This is a genomic window from Xanthobacter sp. NM-59, assembly GCF_021401125.1.
Lineage (GTDB): Bacteria > Pseudomonadota > Alphaproteobacteria > Rhizobiales > Xanthobacteraceae > Xanthobacter.
Genome location: NZ_JACBFQ010000004.1, coordinates 35595 through 54293 on the forward strand (window position 1 = coordinate 35595; position 18699 = coordinate 54293).

At 67.6% G+C, this 18699-nt stretch carries 8 protein-coding genes; 6 read left to right on the top strand and 2 right to left on the bottom strand.

Annotated elements, in window-relative coordinates; translation table 11 throughout:
* Positions 1 to 98 precede the first annotated feature (98 nt).
* The 6 genes from L0966_RS09755 (at position 99) to L0966_RS09780 (ending at position 13951) form a co-directional block, all read left to right on the top strand.
* Positions 99 to 1619, top strand: coding sequence for a 4-hydroxyphenylacetate 3-hydroxylase family protein (locus L0966_RS09755; RefSeq protein ID WP_234051717.1), 1521 nt, complete (start codon positions 99 to 101; stop codon positions 1617 to 1619).
* Positions 1620 to 1760: 141 nt separating this feature from the next.
* Positions 1761 to 2711: a LysR family transcriptional regulator gene (locus L0966_RS09760; protein WP_234051718.1), complete on the top strand. Its 951-nt coding sequence runs from the start codon at positions 1761 to 1763 to the stop codon at positions 2709 to 2711.
* A gap of 297 nt (positions 2712 to 3008) precedes the next feature.
* Entirely contained in the window at positions 3009 to 3992 is a 984-nt protein-coding gene (locus L0966_RS09765) for an ABC transporter substrate-binding protein (RefSeq protein ID WP_234051719.1), read from the top strand.
* A gap of 70 nt (positions 3993 to 4062) precedes the next feature.
* On the top strand, positions 4063 to 4869 hold the full coding sequence (locus tag L0966_RS09770; RefSeq protein WP_234051720.1) for an ABC transporter permease: 807 nt from the start codon (positions 4063 to 4065) through the stop codon (positions 4867 to 4869).
* Positions 4854 to 5714, top strand: coding sequence for an ABC transporter ATP-binding protein (locus L0966_RS09775; protein ID WP_370640692.1), 861 nt, complete (start codon positions 4854 to 4856; stop codon positions 5712 to 5714). Before L0966_RS09770 ends, L0966_RS09775 begins: the two co-directional genes overlap by 16 nt.
* A gap of 962 nt (positions 5715 to 6676) precedes the next feature.
* A complete protein-coding gene (locus L0966_RS09780) occupies positions 6677 to 13951 on the top strand; it encodes an autotransporter outer membrane beta-barrel domain-containing protein (protein WP_234051721.1) in 7275 nt (2424 codons plus the stop codon).
* A gap of 166 nt (positions 13952 to 14117) precedes the next feature.
* Here L0966_RS09780 and L0966_RS09785 read toward each other — a convergent pair whose 3' ends face one another.
* Complete coding sequence (locus L0966_RS09785) at positions 14118 to 15050, bottom strand: response regulator transcription factor (protein WP_234051722.1); 933 nt, start codon at positions 15048 to 15050, stop codon at positions 14118 to 14120.
* Positions 15040 to 18423, bottom strand: a complete 3384-nt coding sequence (locus tag L0966_RS09790; RefSeq protein ID WP_234051910.1) for an ATP-binding protein — start codon at positions 18421 to 18423, stop codon at positions 15040 to 15042. Before L0966_RS09790 ends, L0966_RS09785 begins: the two co-directional genes overlap by 11 nt.
* Positions 18424 to 18699: the final 276 nt, after the last annotated feature.

Consider the following 18699-nt stretch of genomic DNA (forward strand, 5'->3'; position numbering starts at 1 on the left):
CAATATTTTCATCTCCCCTGCCGTGGCGACAGGATCGGCGCCGCAGACGGCGGGGCGGCGCACGCCCGCCATTTCGTTTTCCCGGCAGAGGTTTCGCCATGATCCGCACCGGCGCGCAATATCTCGACTCCATCCGCGACGGGCGCGAGGTCTATATCAATGGCGAGCGCGTGCGCGATGTGCCCTCCCACCCCATGTTCAAGCCGCTCGTGGACATTCGCGCGCGTATCTACGACATGCAGTGGGAGGCCCGCACCCGCGATGTGATGACCTTCACCCAGGATGGCGAGGTCAACGGCATCGGCAACAAGCTGCCCATCACCCAGGAGGATTGGTGGGACAAGCGCCGGGCGACCGATTGCGTGATGCGCGAGGTTGGCGGCATCGTCACCCGGGTGGGGGACGAGACCGTGGGCGAGATGTGGTCGCTGTTCGACGGGCAGGATGTGCTCAACGAGGTGGACCCCCGCTTTTCCGCGAACATCCGTGACCACATCGACCGGGTGCTTCACCACGACCCCTTCCACGTCTCCGCCAACACCGATCCCAAGGGCGACCGCTCCCGCCTGCCGCAGGAGCAGGACCCGGACATGCTGCTGCATGTGGTGAAGGAGACCGATGCCGGCCTCATCGTGCGCGGTGCCAAGTATGAGACGGCGGCGCCCTATGCCAACCAGGCCTTCACCAAGCCCACCATCGCCAATTGGGGGGACAGCGCCTATTCCGACTATGCGGTGGGGTTCATCTGCGATCTGGGGTCGCCGGGCATCAAGTTCATCTGCCGCACCGGGTTCGCCGGCCGCCGGCCGGTGGAAGACTACCCCCTTTCCAGCCGCTTCGACGAGGTGGAGGCGCTCGTCATCTTCGATGACGTGCTGATCCCCTGGGAGAACGTGCTGTTCTACCGCCACACCCGGGCCGCCATGTTCATGCGCGCGACCCTGCACCGCTACTCGGCCTTCGCCTTCGTGCAGCGCAGCCTCACCTTCGCGGACATGCTCATTGGCGCGGCCTTGTTCAACGCGCGCCAGACCGGGCTCGACAAGCTGCAGGCGGTGCAGGAAAAATTGGCGGAGCTGGCGGTCTATAGGGAGGGCATCAACGCCCACCTCACTGCGTCGGTGACCCTGGCCGAGCGCTCGCCCAGTGGACTTTCCATGCCGAACCAGTCGCTGCTCTATGCAGGCCGCGTGCTGGCCTGTTCCCAGCTCCACCACGTCATGCACATCGCCCGCGAACTGTGTGGCGGGCAGATCTGCATTACGCCGGACGCTGCCGCCTTCGCCCATCCCGATACCAAGCCGTGGCTGGACAAGTTCTATACCCTCAATGAGGAGTGGGGGGCGGAGGACCGCCGCAGGCTTCTCGCCTTCGCGCGCGATATGCTGAACTCCGATTATGCGGGCCACCGCCTGAGCTTCCAGCTCTTCGCCCAGTCGCCGCCTTATGCCCACCTTGCGGCGGTGTACCGGAACTTCGACTGGGACGGGCCGCTGGACTTCGTGAAACGGTCCGCGGGCTTGTCCGACAATGTGATGGGCAAGGCCACGCGTGCCGCGGCCGACAGCGCTGTTTCGCGCTGGTTCGACCCGGCTATGAAGCCGCGCGCGGCGGAGTAAGGTGGCACCGGCCGGGTCGCCATGCCCCAGGCGCATTGACATTTCCGCTGAAGGCCACGATCAGGCATCGGGTTGCGCTCCGCCAGGAGTGCGCTCGGGGATTGCTCGCGCGGGCCCCCGGAAAAGGGGTAGGGGACGCCCATGCGCTACACGCTGAGGCAACTGGAATATTTCATCGCGGCCGGGGAGACCGGCTCGATCACGCTCGCGTCCGAGCGCATCAACATTTCCCAGCCCTCCATCTCCACCGCCATCAGCCACCTGGAGCAGGAGCTGGGGGTGCAGCTGTTCGTGCGCCACCACGCCCAGGGCCTTTCGCTGACCCCCGCCGGCCGTAAGCTGCTGGCCGAGGCCAAGCACCTGATCGAGCAGGCCGAGGGCCTCTACGCCGTCGCCTCCGAGGCAACGGACCAGGTGCGCGGGCAACTCTCCGTGGGCTGCATGGTCACGCTCGCCCCCATGATCCTGCCGGAACTGTCCCACGGCTTCATGTCCGCATTCCCGGCCACTCAGGTGCGCCATGTGGAGGCCAACCAGGAATGGCTGCTGGAAGGGCTGCGGCGCGCCGAGATCGACATTGCGCTGACCTACGACCTGCAGATTCCCGACGGCATCACCTTCACCCCCCTGGCCAGCCTGCCGCCCCATGTGGTGGTGAGCGAAGGCCATCCGTTCGCGCGGCTCTCGGCGGTGAGCCTGCAGGATCTGGCGGACGAGCCCTTGATTCTGCTCGATCTGCCCATCAGTCGCGAATACTTCCTGGCGCTGTTCCTCAAGGAGGGGTTGCAGCCGAAGATCCATTCCCGCTCCGCCTATCAGGAGGTGGTGCGCACCATGGTCGCCAACGGCTATGGCTACACCCTCTTCAATGTGCGCCCGCGCTCGGATTTCGCGCTCGACGGGCGGCGCGTGGTGCGGGTGCGGCTGTCCGGCGAGCACCGGCCCATGGTGGTGGGCACCGCCACCGTCTCGCAGTTCAAGAAATCCCGCCTGCTCCAGGCGTTCGAGGCCCATTGCCGGTCCTTCATCTCCGATGCCTACATCCCCGGCATGGTGCCGCCGGCCCTCGACCGCCGGGTGCGCAAGCCGTGACGGCCAGGCGGGCACACGTGCCTGTTTTCAAGGGATGGCGCGGGGCGCGGAGCGAGGCTTGGGGGCAGGGGGCCTCCTACTTAGGCCAAGGCGAGGCAAAACCCCCGAAAAGACTATTTTTGCCGAAGAAGGGTGCATGTTTAGCTCGTCTCCGGAGCTGATCTCCGGGGTTTTACTGAGGTCGCGAGGGTGTCCAAGCCCTTTCCGGCCGCGGGATAAAGTCTGGATGTCAGCGCGTTCCACCCGGCCAGGACCGCATGCGCGAGCCGGCCGCGACCCGCGACGGAACCCGAATCCATGATCAAAAAGACCTTCCAGACCGCCACCCTTCTCGCCGGCCTCGCCGCCGGTCTCGCGTTCGGTTCCCCCGCCGAGGCCGGCCAGATCCGCCTGGGCATGACCACCTGGGTCGGCTACGGCCCGCTCTATCTCGCCCGCGACCTTGGTTACTTCAAGGAAGCCGGCCTCGACGTGGAGCTGAAGACCATTGAGGATGCGGCCATCTACATGGCGGCCGTGGCGTCCGGCGACCTCGACGGCATGGCCTCCACCGTGGACGAGGTGATGAAGTGGCGTTCGCCGGACTTCTGCTTCAAGTCGGTGCTGGCCCTCGACGACAGCCATGGCGGCGATGGCGTGCTCGCCGGCAAGGACGTCAAGTCGCTGAAGGATCTCAAGGGCAAGGAAGTGGCGCTGAACGAGGGCTCGGTGTCCGAGTTCTGGTTCAACATCCTGCTCGACAAGGCGGGCATGGCGGAAAAGGACGTGCAGGTCACCAACATGACCTCCGATGACGCCGCCGCCGCCTTCATCGCTGGCCGCGTTCCCGCCGCCGTCACCTGGGAGCCTCACCTCACCGAGGTGCGCAAGTCCGGCAAGGGTCAGGTGCTGATCGATTCCACCGCCACCCCCGGCGCCATCGTCGACACGGTCGGCCTCAAGTGCGACTTCATCGCCGCCAACAAGGCCGACATCGCCGCCTTCGTGAAGGCCTATTACAAGGCCCTCGACTACATGAAGGCCAATCCCGAGAAGTCCTACGAGATCATGGCCAAGGGTGTGGGCGGCTATCTCGCCGACCCGAAGGAGTTCGCCGACGCCGCCAAGGGCGTGAACTTCTATGACAAGGCCCGCAACATCGAGTTCTTCGGCAATCCGCAGAAGGGCGAGGCGGCCGAGCTCATCCAGCTTGCCAACAAGATCTGGGGCAGCAAGGGGATGATGAAGATGAAGGTGGATTACGACACCCTCGTCGACCCCTCCTTCGCCACTGCCCAGTGACCTTACCGGTCAAGGCCCGCCGCCGCCGGTTCCCATGCGGAACCGGCGGCATGCCGGCAGGAGAGAAGACATGAGTTCCCGACGCGCACCCTGGACCTTGATGACCACGCCGTTCCGGGACATTTCCCGCCGGGCGGTGATCACCACCGGGATCATCGTGTGGGTCATGGTGGTGGCGGGGTGGTGGATCCTCTCCCACACGAACCTGGTGCCCCCCATGTTCCTGCCCTCGCCGGAGAAGGTGTGGGCCGCGGGCGTGCGGCTGATGTCCGATGGCAGCCTGTTCGTCCACACCCTGGCGAGCCTTGAGGTGGTGATGCTCGGCTTCGCCATCTCCTCCGTCCTCGCCATTCCCATCGGGTTGTGGATGGGCAGCTACCGCGCCGTGCAGGCGGTGCTCGAGCCGCTGGTGAACTTCGTGCGCTACCTGCCGGTGACGGCCTTCGTCCCGCTGCTCATCCTGTGGATCGGCATCGGCATCCAGCAGCGGGTCAGCGTCATCATCCTTGGCACCTTCTTCCAGCAGGTGGTGATGATCGCCGACAGCGCCCGGGCGGTGCCGCGCGATCTGGTGAACGCCTCCTACACCCTGGGCACCAAGCGGTCCGAGGTGGTGTGGCACGTGATCTTCCCCGCCGCTCTGCCGGATATCCTCGATACGCTGCGCGTCACGCTCGGCTGGGCATGGTCCTATCTGGTGGTGGCCGAGCTCGTGGCCGCGTCTTCCGGCCTTGGCTACATCACCATCAAGGCCATGCGCGGCTTTCAGGTGGACGTGATCTTCATGGCCATCGCCACCATCGGCGTGCTGGGCCTGCTCTCCGATCTCTTCTTCCGCTTCCTTCGCGCGAGGGTCGCGCCATGGGCACATCGATGACCGAGCTTTCCCCTTCCTCCCCCATGGAAACGACAGCGGTGGAGCTGTTCCCCAAGAAGCGGCGGGCGCTGGGCTCGCCGGCGCGGCTCGCCATCGAGAATGTCACGCTGCGCTATGGCGGCCCCGCGGGCACCCTGGCGGTGGACGATGTGTCCATCGATGTGGAGCAGAACGAGTTCTGCGTCATCGTCGGTCCCTCCGGCTGCGGCAAGTCGAGCCTGCTCTACCTTGCCGCCGGCCTCACCGAGCTGACCGCCGGCGACATCCGCGTGGATGGGCACATCGTGACCGAGCCGGGGCCGGATCGCGGCATGGTGTTCCAGGGCTACACCCTGTTCCCCTGGCTCACGGTCCGGCAGAACGTGGAATATGGCCCCAAGCGCAAGGGGCTCGGCAAGGCCGAGCGGCGCGCGGTGGCCGAGCGCTTCCTCGGCGAGGTGGGTTTGGGCCAGTTCGCCGATGCCTTCCCCGCGCAGCTCTCCGGCGGCATGAAGCAGCGCGTGGCGCTGGCCCGCGCGCTAGCGAACGACCCCAGCGTGCTGTTCATGGATGAGCCTTTCGGCGCGCTCGACAGCCAGACCCGCGGCACCATGCAGAAGCTGCTGCTGCGGGTGTGGGAACACACCCAGAAGACCGTGCTGTTCGTGACTCACGACATTGACGAGGCCATCCTGCTGGGTGACCGCGTGGTGGTGATGACCGCGCGTCCCGGGCGCATCAAGGCTGAGATCAAGGTGGACTTTCCCCGGCCGCGCTCCATGGACCTCGTTCTTGAGCCGGAATTCATCGCCCTGAAGCGGCGCATCCTGGGCCTGCTGCACGACGAGATCGACGAGGAGCATTGATCACCGCTCTCCGCTTCAAGGGCATGCCCTTTCGTCCCCTAAGCCCCCGTGCGCGCTGAGCGTTTCACGGGGGCTTTCCGTTCTGCCTCAGGTGAGCGCGGCGCGCTCCGGACGTCGCTTTCGGCACGGTGGGTGAGCGTCCGCGCGCCCTGAAGTGCCTTCTCGCGCCCGCGGTGGGGCGGGTCGCGCGGGGGCGTCTCGCTCATATCCCTCCTGTCGGCCCTGCGCGTCCTTCTGTGCGCCGAGGGCGTTCACAGAGCCAACTGCGCTGGCGCTTTCCGATCCGGCGGCCCGCCCTCCGGGACGGCCTTTATTCCCCCATGACGGCAGACGGGGCAGCGCCGCGTTCCGGGCTGAACCGCGCCCCGTTCGGAAGCGGGTTGGCTTCGCCCATCCGCCGACCTCGCTCTTCGGGCCCTGGTGCTCCTGGAGCCATGGGGCGGACCTTCTTCGCGACTGCATCCTGACAATTCATGGAATGCGCGACCCGCATAACGCGCATCCGCGCCCGTGCACAGGAATACCGGGTGGCGTTGCGGCGGCGCCATGGCTGGGCCTTTGCTTCCACCCGCGCGTCGGTCGCCGATTCATCGAGGAATTCGGCACCTCCGTCGAATGGCGCTTGTGAGCTGCGGGGGGCGCTGCAAAACCTGGATGTCACAGGGGAAAGGTCTGCCCCGGCGCAAATGTGATGCGGTCATCTGCTCTGAATATCAAGTGCAGAACCGCGCAGATGGCCTCGCGAGGTGCTGAGCCGATGTATAAATTCGCATTTTACTCGAATTAATTGGCGCTCCGGGCATCTGAATCGCCCGCAGGCCCGCAATTGAAGATCTGCCCCGCAGCAATTCCAAGCCCGCGCCTCTGTGCGTGGCCGTTGACGCCGAAGAAAGCGGAAGACGCACCGCGATCTTCTCGCCAAGGCAGCGTCCGCGCCATTTATCGCTTCCGGAGATCTCCCCGTGTCCCTTTCCGCTGCCGATCCGCGCCCCCTCAACCTTCCCCAGAACCCCCGCGCGCGCCGCGCGCTGGTCCGCGATCTGCCCCTTGGTGTGCTCTCCCTCGCGCCGCTCTTCATGGCCATTTCCAGCGGTGCGGCGGTGGCGCAGACGGCCGTGCCGAGCTGCGCCGATGTCTCCGGTGGCGTGGCCTGCACCATCTCGGCGGGAACCTACACCGCCCCGGCGGCGGCGAGCGCGGGCGCGCTTTCGGTGGATGATTACGGCACCTTCACCCTCTCCATCGGGGACAGCACGGCCGCTGGCGTCTCCGCCAGCGCGCTGGGGGTCGCGGGCGCGGACTCCAGCTCCAGCCGCGCGAAGGATGGCAGTGCGGCGGGCTATCTCAGTCTGATCGCCCATGATTCCGGTGCCATCACCGTCACCGGGCAGGCCTCGTCATACGTCCCGATCTCCGCCCTGCTGGGCCAGGCCGTGGGCGGCAATGGCGGCCAGTATTCCGGCGACGACAATGCCTATGACGGTGGCAATGGCGGCAGCGCGCTGGGCGGTGTCTATGTCAGCAACTCCCAGGCCATCACCGCCCTCGGGGAGTTCCCGGGCGGCCTTGCCCTGGTGCTCGCGACCGCCACAGGCGGGGATGGCGGCAAGGGCGCAAGCGGCGGCTCGGGCGGCTTTGGCGGCACCGTGCAGCTGGAGAATTATGCGGCGGTCAATATTGGCAGCGCCACCTCGTTCGTCGCGGGGTCCACGGGCGGCAGTGTGGGCAGCGCTATCAGCGCCTTGCAGGCGTCCTCGTTCGGCGGATCTGCGGGCGAAAGCACGGCGAGCGACGAGCGTTTCGGTGGCTCCGGCGGCCTCGCGAGCGTCTATAGCACCGCGCCGGTGAGCGTCTATTGGACCTGGCAGGGCGCCGGACCGGGCGTTGGCGAATCCCAGCTCTATGGCGTGGTGGCCGGGTCCGAAGGCGGGGTGAGCTCAAACAAGGCCCAGAAGGGCTTTAATGGCGGGGCGGGTGGCAGCGCCTATGGCGCGGTTGTGACCCTCACCGCCGATGCTGACGTGACCGTGGTGGCGCAGAACACCGCAGGGGCCATCGCCTATGACGACACGGGCAAGCTGGCCAGCACCGCGCTGACCGGCGCGGCGGTGGCCGCCCTCTCCCAGGGCCGGGACGGCGGCCTGACCTATGGCAATGATGCGGCCGCCGGCGCTGGTGGCGACGCGGGCATCGGCGACACCCTCACCAGCGTGAGCATCACCGGCGCACAGGTGTCCGTTTCGGGCAATGCCATGGCCGGCGTGGAGGCGCGCAATGCGGGCGGCGCCGGCGGCACCGGCAATTCTAAGGACAATGATGGCGAGCCCTACGGCGGCAGCAAGACGGATGGCGGCGCGGGTGGCTCGGCGGGGGCCCTGTCGGTCAGCCTCTCCAATGGGACGACGATCACCGCCTCCGGCACCCTGGCGCCGGGCGTGGTGGCGGCGGCTATCGGCGGGGTGGGTGGCGACGGCGCGAGCTATTATGGCTGGAACTCCGACGCCGGCAATGGCTCGGCGGGCGGCAGCGCCGACGCGGTGACCGTGAGCCTGAGCAATACGTCCGTGGCCACCAATGGTGACTATTCGGCGGGCATCGTCGCCCTCTCCATCGGCGGCAATGGCGGCAATGGCGGCGACCGCAAGTCGGGCAATTCCGGCGATGCCGGCGGCGGCGGCAATGCGGGATCGGGCGGCTCCGTCACGGTGGAGCTCGGGGCGGGTTCCAGCGTCACCACCAACGGCTATTCGTCCGCCGGCGTGATCGCCTATTCCGCGGGCGGGTCCGGTGGCAATGGCGGCATTGGTGAGGTCAACATGACCGGCAGCCCGCGCAATGGTGGCAATGGCGGCAGTAGCGGCTTCGTCAGTGCAACGGTGGATGCCGGCGCCACCATCACCACCCAGGGCGATGCCTCCGGGGGCCTCGTGGCCATCAGCATCAGCGGCTTTGGCGGCAATGGCAACACCGTCTCGAACGTCGGATCGAGTCATGGCGGCGATGGCGGCACGGGCGGCCAGGCCGGCTCCACCGTCAATGGCGTGCTGACGGCGGTGGAGGCCGTGAACAACGGCGTCATCACCACCCTGGGCGACGATTCCGCCGCCATCCAGGCCGTGGCCGCCACCGGCGGCGGCGGTGGCGGCGGCCAGACCGGCGGCATCTTCTTCGTCTCGGCCGGTACGGGCGCGTCGGCCGGCGTGGTGGGCGAGGTGATCGCCACCAATTCCGCGACTGGCTCCCTCAGCACCAGCGGCATGGCCGCCGTCGGCATCCTGGCCCAGTCCATCTCTGGCGATGGCGGCAATGGCGGCAATCTGGACATGGCCAATACGGGCCTGGGCGGCTCCGCCGGCTTTGCCACCAATGGCGGCACCGTCCAGGTGACGAACCTGGGCTCCATCCTCACCACGGGCTTCAACGGCATCGGCATCCTCGCCCAGAGCATCGGCGGCGGCGGCGGGGCCGGCGGCTCGGCGGACAATCTCGCCTCCATCGGCGGCGAGGGCGGCGGCGGTGGTGGGGGCGGCGCGGTGAACGTGAATGCGGGCGGCACCATCTCCACCGAGGGGGATCTGGCGGCCGCCATCCTCGCCCAGTCGGTGGGCGGCGGCGGCGGCGATGGCGGCAATGTCACCGCCACCTCGGTGGGCGTGAGCCTCGCCATTGGCGGGGTGGGCGGCGCCGGCGGGGCGGGCGGCGCCGTGACCCTCACCGGCACCGACCTTGCCATCAAGACCCTGGGATCGCAGTCGGTGGGCATTGTGGCGCAATCGGTGGGCGGCGGCGGCGGTGTCGGCGGCTCGGCGTTCGACATGACGGCCAGCGCGGGCTTCGGCGCCGCGGTGGCCGCGGGCGGGCAGGGCGGGGACGGCGGCAGCGCGGGCGCGGCAACCGTGAACCTCACGAAGACCACCATCGTGACCGCCGCGAGCGTGCAGGATGCCACCAATCCGGAAGACGCCGCCTATGGCACGGTGCTCGATCCGCTGGCCGTGGATTCCTATGGCGTGCTCGTGCAGTCCATCGGCGGCGGCGGCGGCCTGGGCGGCGCCTCGGCCGCGAAGGCCTTCGTGCAGGATGTGACCATTCCGGGGAGCGAGGGGCTTTCAGGCTTCGCGGTTTCCCTCACTTATTCGGCGGGCGGCGATGGCGGCGGGGGCGGCAATGGCGGCACCGCGACCCTCAATCTCGCCAGCGATGTCAGCATCCTGACCTATGGCAATGGGGCCCATGCGCTCATGGTGCAGTCCATTGGCGGGGGCGGCGGCACGGGTGGCGATTCATCGTCCAATTCCACCACCTTCGGCTTCAAGACCCTGTCGAAGGTGACGGGGCAGGCCAATTACAACGTGGATCTCACGCTCAATGTGGGTTCCAATGGCGGCACCAGCGGAAATGGCGGGACGGTGAACGTCACCCTGGGCGGAACCGATGGCGTGGCCGACGCGGACGCGGCGACCGATCCTGTGCAGATCGTTACCCTCGGGGACGCGGCCTATGGCGTGCTCGCGCAGTCGCAGGGCGGGGGCGGCGGCAATGCGGGCAGCGGCTCGGGCTCCACCCAGAACGGCACCAGCGGCAGCACGGCGCTGAAGTTCGGGCTGACCCTCGGCGGGCAGGGGACGGGCGGCGGCACCGGCGGCGAGGTGAACGTGACCGCCTTCACCGGCACCTCCATCCAGACCTATGGCGATGGCGCCATCGGCATCCTCGCGGAAAGCACGGGCGGCGGCGGCGGCAATTCCGGCGGCGGCTCGTTCCAGCTCGGCCTGCCGAGCCTGGATGAGGTGGGCAAGGTCATCACCGGCTCCACCACCGGTTGGACAGTGGGCAAGCTCACCTCCTCCGTCACCATCCGGAATGGCAATACGGGCGGCGGCGGCGGCGATGGCGGCACGGTCAATGTGGCCCTCACCGGCACCACGGTGACCACCAGCGCCGAGGGCGCCACCGGCATTTCCGCCATGAGCGTGGGCGGCGGCGGCGGCAAGGGCGGCTCGGCCGGCTCCTCGGGCTCCTCCGACAATCCCAACGTCATCGATGACCTGAAGGCGGACAAGAAGTTCGTGAGCGGCATCGCGAACTACATGACCGATATCCTGAAGAAGGTTCAGGATGGGGCTGGCTGGTCGCAGGCCATGCGGGATTCCCTCAGCAATTTCCTGCCCTCCCTCAATATCTCCCTCTCCCTGGGCGGCGATGGGGGAACCGGCGGCAATGGCGGCACGGTGAAGGTCTCCCTGACCGACAGCACCGTCGCGACGCTGGATGATTATGCCTATGGGGTGTCGGCGCAGTCTGTCGGTGGCGGCGGTGGCGATGGCGGAGCGGCGGTGGCGGGCGGCTCGTCCGGCATTGGCAGCATCATGAAGCTCAATGCCAACATCGCCCTCGGCTCCACGGGCGGCGCCGCCGGCGATGGTGGCGCGGTGAGCGTGACCCTAGCGGATTCGGTCATCTCCACCGCCGGTTACGCCTCCTATGGCATCCTGGCGCAGAGCGTGGGCGGCGGCGGCGGCACGGCGGGATCGGCACAGACCAATTCCAGCGGCTATTTCTCCCTCGGCGCCAGCCGCAGCCTTACCGCCGCCGAAATGGGCAATGGCGGCAGCGTCACCCTGGCCTCGGCGAGCGGCAGCGGGCCCACCAGCATCACAACCGCCGGCGACGCCGCCATGGCCGTGTTCCTCCAGTCCATCGGCGGCGGTGGCGGCGTGGCGGGCGACGGCTTCACCCTGACGCCCGGCATCCTGCAATTCGGCGGAGACGTCTCCCTGTCTGCGGGTGGCTCCGGGGTGATCGGCGATGGCGGGGCGGTGACGTTCGATGCCGCGAACCTGCCCTATCTCACCATCGCGACCAGCGGGGCGAATGCCTATGGCATCCTGGCGCAGAGCATCGGCGGCGGTGGCGGCCTGGTGTTCCGCCAGGCGGGCAGCAGCACCAAAACCGGCGTTTACGAGCTCGGTGGCGCCACCGGTTATTCCAATGGCGGCGCGGTCAGCGTGGCGCTGCATGACGACAGTTCAATCGCCACGTCGGGCGCGGGCGCGCACGCCATCTTCGCCCAGTCGGTGGGCGGCGGCGGCGGCATCGTCGGCTTTGCCGGCGGAACCACCACCATGAGCATGGCGACATCGCAGGATGGGCCCAATTTCGGTACTTCCGGCAATGGCGGCGATGTCACTGTCAACACCGGCAACAGCTCCATCACCACCACGGGCGCGAGCGCCTATGGCATCTTCGCCCAGAGCGTGGGCGCCGGCGGCGGCGTGAGGTCGAGCAATGACGGGCTGTCCGTGATCGCGGGCTCGACCGGCGGAACCGGCTCCCTGGGCAGCGGCGGCAAGGTGACCATCACCGAAGGCGCGGGCGGGCTCATCTATACCACCGGCGAAAACGCGGTGGGCATCTTCGCCCAGAGCGTCGGCCAGAATGGCTATAGCACCTCGTCGAGCGGCGGGGTCTCCATCAACGTGAATGGCAAGGTGATCGGCGGCTATGGCGAAGATGGCACCGCCATCTGGGTGGACTCCGACAGCACCACCAATTCCATCCTGATCTCGTCCACCGGCTTCCTCAGCGCCACCTCCAACCTCGCCATCCGCTCCACCGGCGAGGGCATCACCAACGTGACCAATCATGGCGCGGTGGCGGGCAATTGGGATCTCACCGCGGGCAGCACCTTCTCCAACGGCGACGCTCTCGTGGCCACGGCGAAGAGCAGCAGCATGCCGACCTACGGCACCTTCACCAATGCCAGCGACGGCACGCTGGTCGCCGGCAGTGCCATGGCGGGCCATCTGGTGAATGACGGCACCCTGGTGCTGGGCGCATTGGAAAGCGATCGCACCACCCGCCTTTCCGGATCGCTCACCCAGGGCGAAAGCGGCGTCATCATCGCCAATGCTGACTTCGCCGCCGGCACCATCGACCTGTTGTCGGTGGGGGGCGATGCGGAGCTGAAGGGGCGGGTGGAGGTGGTGGCCTCCTCCCTGCTGCCGAACCGCAAGCTCACCTTCCTCGAGGTGGACGGTGTGGCGGTGGGCACGCTGGATGGCTCCACCAGCAACGTGTTCGACTATGTGGTCGACAAGTCCGGCAGCGCCTATTCGGTGATCGCCACCGCCGATTTCTCCAATTCGGGCGGCAGCCTCAACGCCATCGAGCAGCGGGTGGCGAACTATCTGCAGGGCATCTGGAACAGCGGTGGCAGCGGCTATGGCTCGGTGTTCGGCCACCTGTCCACCCTCGACAGCGGCCTTTATGCCAATGCGCTGTCCCAGCTCGGGGAGGGCACGGCCAATGCGCCGGCGGGCGAGAACATCGCGCTGGCCCAGCAGCATCTCGACCGGCTGATGAGCTGCCCGGTGTTCCAGGGCGAAACCGCCATCGTCACCCAGACGAGCTGCATGTGGGCCGTGGGCGCGGGGCAGAGCTTTGACCAGAGCGCCTTCGACGGGGCTGGCGGCTATGGCAGCACCACCTACAGCTTCGCCATGGGCATGCAGAAGGAGGTGGCGTCCGGCTGGTTCCTGGGCCTCGCCGGCGGCTATGACGACAGCCGCATCAGCTCCGCCAACATGTCTATCGACGGCAGCAGCGGCTGGGGTGGCGTGACGGTGAAGTACGAGACCGGGCCGTGGCTGTTCGCCGCCGCGCTCACCGGCTCCTATGGCAGCTTCGACGGCGAGCGTTCCATCTATCTCGGCACCATCGGCGGCATCGCCAAGGGCACCAACGATCTGTGGGGCTTCGGCGGGCGTGGGCGCATCGCCTATACGGTGGGCGCGGAGAGCTTCTATGCCCGTCCCTTCGTGGACCTGGACGTGCTCTACAACAGCATGTCCGGCTACACGGAAATGGGCGCCGGCGTGCTCGACCGCATGGTGGCGGGCAGTGACCAGTGGACCGGCCTTGCCACCCCCGGCGTCGAGGTGGGCGCGCGCATCAACCTCGATCCGGATTTCGTGCTGCGGGGCTATGCCCGGTTCGGGGGCACCTTCTCCACCACCGATTCCTGGACCTCCACCACCGCTTTGGTGGGCGCGCCTTTGGGGCTGGGCGGGCTCGACGTGGTGTTGCCGCTGGACACGGTCTATGGGCGGGTCGGCGCCGGCCTGGACCTTGCGGCGGTCAAGCACGGCATGAACCTGCGGGCGGAATATGAGGGCGCCTTCTCCGAGCATACTTCGCGCAACATGGGCACGCTGCGCTTCTCGGTGAACTTCTGAGGCGGGTTCAATACCTGTGAAGGAGGGGGCTTCGGCCCCCTTTTTTCATGGGACGCCCATGGCCGATGAGCGGTCCCCATGGGCCCCGGGGTCAACCCCGCGTAGCGTTGCAGCGGACCGGATTGGCACCGGGAGAAGACCGGGGCCGAGGGTCCCGGCGGGGGCGTCAGCGGGCGGACAGGGCGCGCACGGCGGCGGCCGCCGCGGAGGCGCGATTTTCCACCCCGATCTTGGCGTAGATCTGCTCCAGGTGCTTGTTCACCGTGCGTGGCGAAAGGCCGAGGATCTCGGCGATGTCGCGGTTGGGCTTGCCGTGGGCGATCCAGCCCAGCACCTCGGCTTCGCGCGAGGTCAGGCCAAAGGCGCGGCGCAGCACGTCCTCGCTGCTCACGCGCTCCACCTCGGCCACGCGCAGAAGCAGCTCCTGGGGGCCCACCTGCCCCACATAGGAGAAGCTCAGGCGCGCGGTCCCCTCGGCATCGGTGAGGTTGATGGTGTCGGCGCCGCCAGCCACCGGGCCCGCGCGCATGGCCGCGAGCCAGGTGCGCACCGCCTCCGGCAGCAGATAGCCCTCGCCAGCCACGGTCTGCAGGTGCGTGCCGATGAGCCGGTTCGCTTGTGGCGTACTCCACAGCACGCGCCCGTCCAGCGACGCCGACATGAGGAAGCGGCCGGCGGCGTCGAGCGCCACCTGGGCGCTCTGGGTCTGGCGGGCATTGGCCAGATGCACCCGCATGCGGGCAATGATCTCATCCGGCACCACGGGCTTGGCCACGTAATCCACCCCGCCGGCATCGAGCCCGCGCACGATGTGCTCGGTTTCCGAAAGGCCCGTCATGAAGATGACGGGCACATGGGCCAGCGCCTTGTCGGCCTTCAGCCGCCGGCAGGTTTCGAAGCCGTCGAGCCCGGGCATGACGGCGTCCATGAGGATCACGTCCGGGGTGATCTGCTGGACCAGGGTGAGGGCGTTGGCGCCCTCCGTGGCTACCAGCACCGTGACGCCCGCATCTTCGAGGGCGTCGGTGAGCAGGCTCAGGGTTTCGGGCGAATCGTCCACCACCAGGACGATGTCACGCCGTGTCGCGCTATGGATCATCGCTGCGGAAGGCCTCCAGAACGGCCATGTAGCGGTTGAGGTCGAAATTGCGGACGATGTCATTCATCTGGGCCACGAATGGCCCATGGGCGGGGGATTCCTCCGCCAGAGCCTCCAGCTTGGCGCGGATGCCGCGCACATAGCCGATGCGGCCGAGCTTCAGCAGCTCCTCGATATGCGCGGCAGCCGGCGGGGCCACGGTGTCGGGCGCGGCGGCCGGCAAAGCGGGGCTATCGGCCTCGAAAGTCCATTCGAGACCCAGCAGGGTGCGGATCTTCTCCAGCAGCGTGCGCATGTCGACCGGCTTCACGCACTGGTCGTCATGGAAGGAGGCTTCGTCCGTGCGGGTGATGTCGCCGGCATTGGCGGAAATCATGATGATGTGGGAGCTGGGCGCGACCTTGGTGCGCAGCGCCTCGGCCACATCCCAGCCGGTGAGGTGGGGCATGGAGATGTCGAGCAGCACCAGATCAGGCTTGACCTCAGCCGCCATGGCCACCGAGCTCGGCCCGTCATCCGCGGTGAAGACGATGAAGCCGAGCGGACGCAGCAGCTCGCACATGAGATCGCGATGGGCGGCATCGTCATCAGCCACGAGCACGGTGCGCGGCGGCCCCTCATAGCCCTCGATGCGCCGTTCCGCGGGCGCGGTGTCGGGGCGCGGCGCGGCCTCGGAGAGCAGCAGGCGAACCCTGAACGTGGTGCCGGTGTCCACCTCGCTCTGCAGCGAGATGTCGCCGCCCATGATCTCCGTGAGCAGCTTGGTGATGGTGAGGCCGAGCCCGATGCCGATGGTGTTGAAGGTGCCCGCCCGGCTGCCCCGCTCGAACGGCTCGAAGATGCGCTCACGTTCCTCGGCCGGAATGCCGATGCCGCTGTCGGTGATCTCGAACTCCGCCACTTGGTTGCGATAGGCCACCGAGAAGGTCACATGCCCGCGGGCCGTGAACTTGATGGCGTTGGAGAGCAGGTTGATGAGGATCTGTCGCAGCCGCTTCTCGTCCGTGTGCACCACCTGTGGCAGGCGCGGCGAGCGGGCGTGGCGGAACTCGATTCCCCGCGCCTGGGCCTGGAGGCGGAACATGTCCACGATCTGGTCCAGGAGCTCGTGGATGCGCACCTCGTCGCGATAGAGGTGCAGCCGGCCGGCCTCGATCTTGGAGATGTCCAGCAGGCCGTCAATGAGGCCCGACAGGTGCTCGGACGAGCGGCGCACCACCCGGATGGCGTCGCGCCGGTGGGCGGGAATGGAGCTGTCGCGCTCCAGGAGCTGGGCATAGCCGAGAATGGCGTTGAGTGGCGTGCGCAGCTCGTGGCTGATCCCCACCACATAGCGGCTCTTGGCCAGATTGGCCGCCTCCGCCGCCTCCTTGGCCTTTTGCAGCTTGGCGTCGGTGCGCTTGTGGGCCTCGATCTCGCGCATGAGGAGGGCGGTCTGGCGCTGGCTTTCCTCCTGCGCCACGCGCCGGCTCTCCTGGGCCAGCACGAACAGCCACGCCACCACGCCGACGATGATCATCAGCACGAAATAAAGCGTCCACAGGGTGGTGCGGATGGCATCGCCATGCAGGGGCGATTCCAGGCGGGCGTGGGAATAGATGAGCGCCAGGATGCCGCCGATGACGCCGGCCAGCAAAGCGAGGATGGCGAGATAATGCCCCACGCGGGTATTGAGCCGGCCCACCACGGCCTGGGGCAGGGTCGCGGCCAGCACGCCCATGAGCTGGTCGGAGGCGCGGGCCTTGCTCTTACAGCGGTCGTTGCAGCGCGCATCCAGCGAGCAGCACAGGGAGCAGATGGGGCCGGCATAGACCGGGCACTGGGCCATGTCCTCCGCTTCGAACCGATGCTCGCAGATACAGCAACGCACCAGGCCGTTGTGGCGTTGGGCGGCGGGCGCCCAATCGGTCTTGGGCTCGCGGGCCATGTAATAGCGTCCGCCGGTGGCGAAGGCGATGGCGGGAGCGGCGAGGAAGGAAGCGATGAGGGCGATGAACACGCACAGCGCCTGTGCGGTCACGCCCAGAAGGCCGGCATAGGCGGTGAGGGCGAGGCTGGTGCCGATGAGCACCGCGCCCACGCCCACCGGGTTGATGTCATAGAGATGGGCGCGCTTGAACTCGATGGTGGGCGGGGAGAGGCCGAGCGGCTTGTTCACCACCAAGTCCCCCACCAGCGCCGCCACCCAGGCCACCGCGATGATGGCATAGATGCCGAGGATCTGGTCCAGCGCCTTGTAGATGCCCAGCTCCATGAGCAGCAGCGCGATGGTGACGTTGAACACCAGCCACACCACCCGCCCCGGATGTGAATGGGTGAGGCGGGAGAAGAAGTTCGACCAGGCGATGGAGCCCGCATAGGAATTGGTGACGTTGATCTTGAGCTGGGAGACGATGACGAACAGGCCGGTGAGCACCAAGGCCGCCTGGTGCGACGGCACCACATCCTGGAACGCCAGCAGATACATGCGCGTCGGCTCGGCCGCTGCGGCCAGGGGCACCCCGCTTTCAAACACCAGATAGGCGAGGAAGGAACCCGCCAGCATCTTCAGCGCGCCGGGCACGATCCAGCCTGGGCCGGCCGCCAGCAGGCTGCCCCACCAGCGCAGGTCACCCACTCCCTTGCGCTGCGGCAGGAAGCGCAGGAAGTCCACCTGCTCGCCGATCTGCGCCACCAGCGCGAACACCACGGTGGAGGCGGAGCCGAAGGCGAGAAGGTCGAAGCGCCCGTCCGGCGGGCCCCACTGGCCGGAAAACGCCATCCATTCGGGAAGCTGGCTTTCGCGGTGAACCAGCAGAAGGCCGAGCGGCACCAGATGAAGCCCCAGCCACAAGGGCTGGGTCCAGGTCTGGAACCGGCTGATGAAGGTGATGCCGTGGGTGACGAGGGGGATCACCGCCACTGCCCCCATCACATAGCCGATGGCGAGCGGGATGCCGAAGCTCATCTCCAGCGCCAGCGCCAGGATTACCGCCTCGATGGCGAAGAAGATGAAGGTGAAGGAGGCGTAGATCAGCGAGGTGACCGTGGAGCCGAGATAGCCGAAGCCCGCCCCGCGGGTGAGCAGGTCGATATCCACCCCGAAACGGGCGGCGTAATAGCTGATGGGCAGGCCGGTGGCGAAGATGATGGCGCTGACCGCCAGGATGGCCGCCACCGCATTGGTGAATCCATAGCTGAGCGTCACCGCCCCGCCGATGGCCTCCAGCGCCAGGAAGGAGATGGCGCCAAGCGCCGTGTTCGCCACCCGGAATGCGGACCAGCGCCGTGCGCTCTTCGCGGTGAAGCGCAGCGCGAAGTCTTCCAGTGTCTCGTTACGCACCCATTGATTGTACTGGCGTCTGACGCGGACAATCCTCTGTTCCGCCCCCATGGCTTCAGGTCCCATCGCCTGCTGGTTCGAAAGGACCTCCTCTTGCATCGCTCCCGACAGTCTCTGTTCGGCTTGCCGCCATTATGGTTTCGGCGCCCGGCAAGGGGCTGCGCTGTGGCCGCCTCCTGCCGGTCGCCGCCGGCTGTGGCCCGGGTGAAACCCGGTGCCGGTTTCGTTCGGCGGGGCAGTGTCGTGCTTCGCCGCGGATTTGTCACCTCCCGCCGCGCCGCCCAGTCCCGCCGAGCGTCCAGGGCCAAGATAAACGGACCTGTCGCG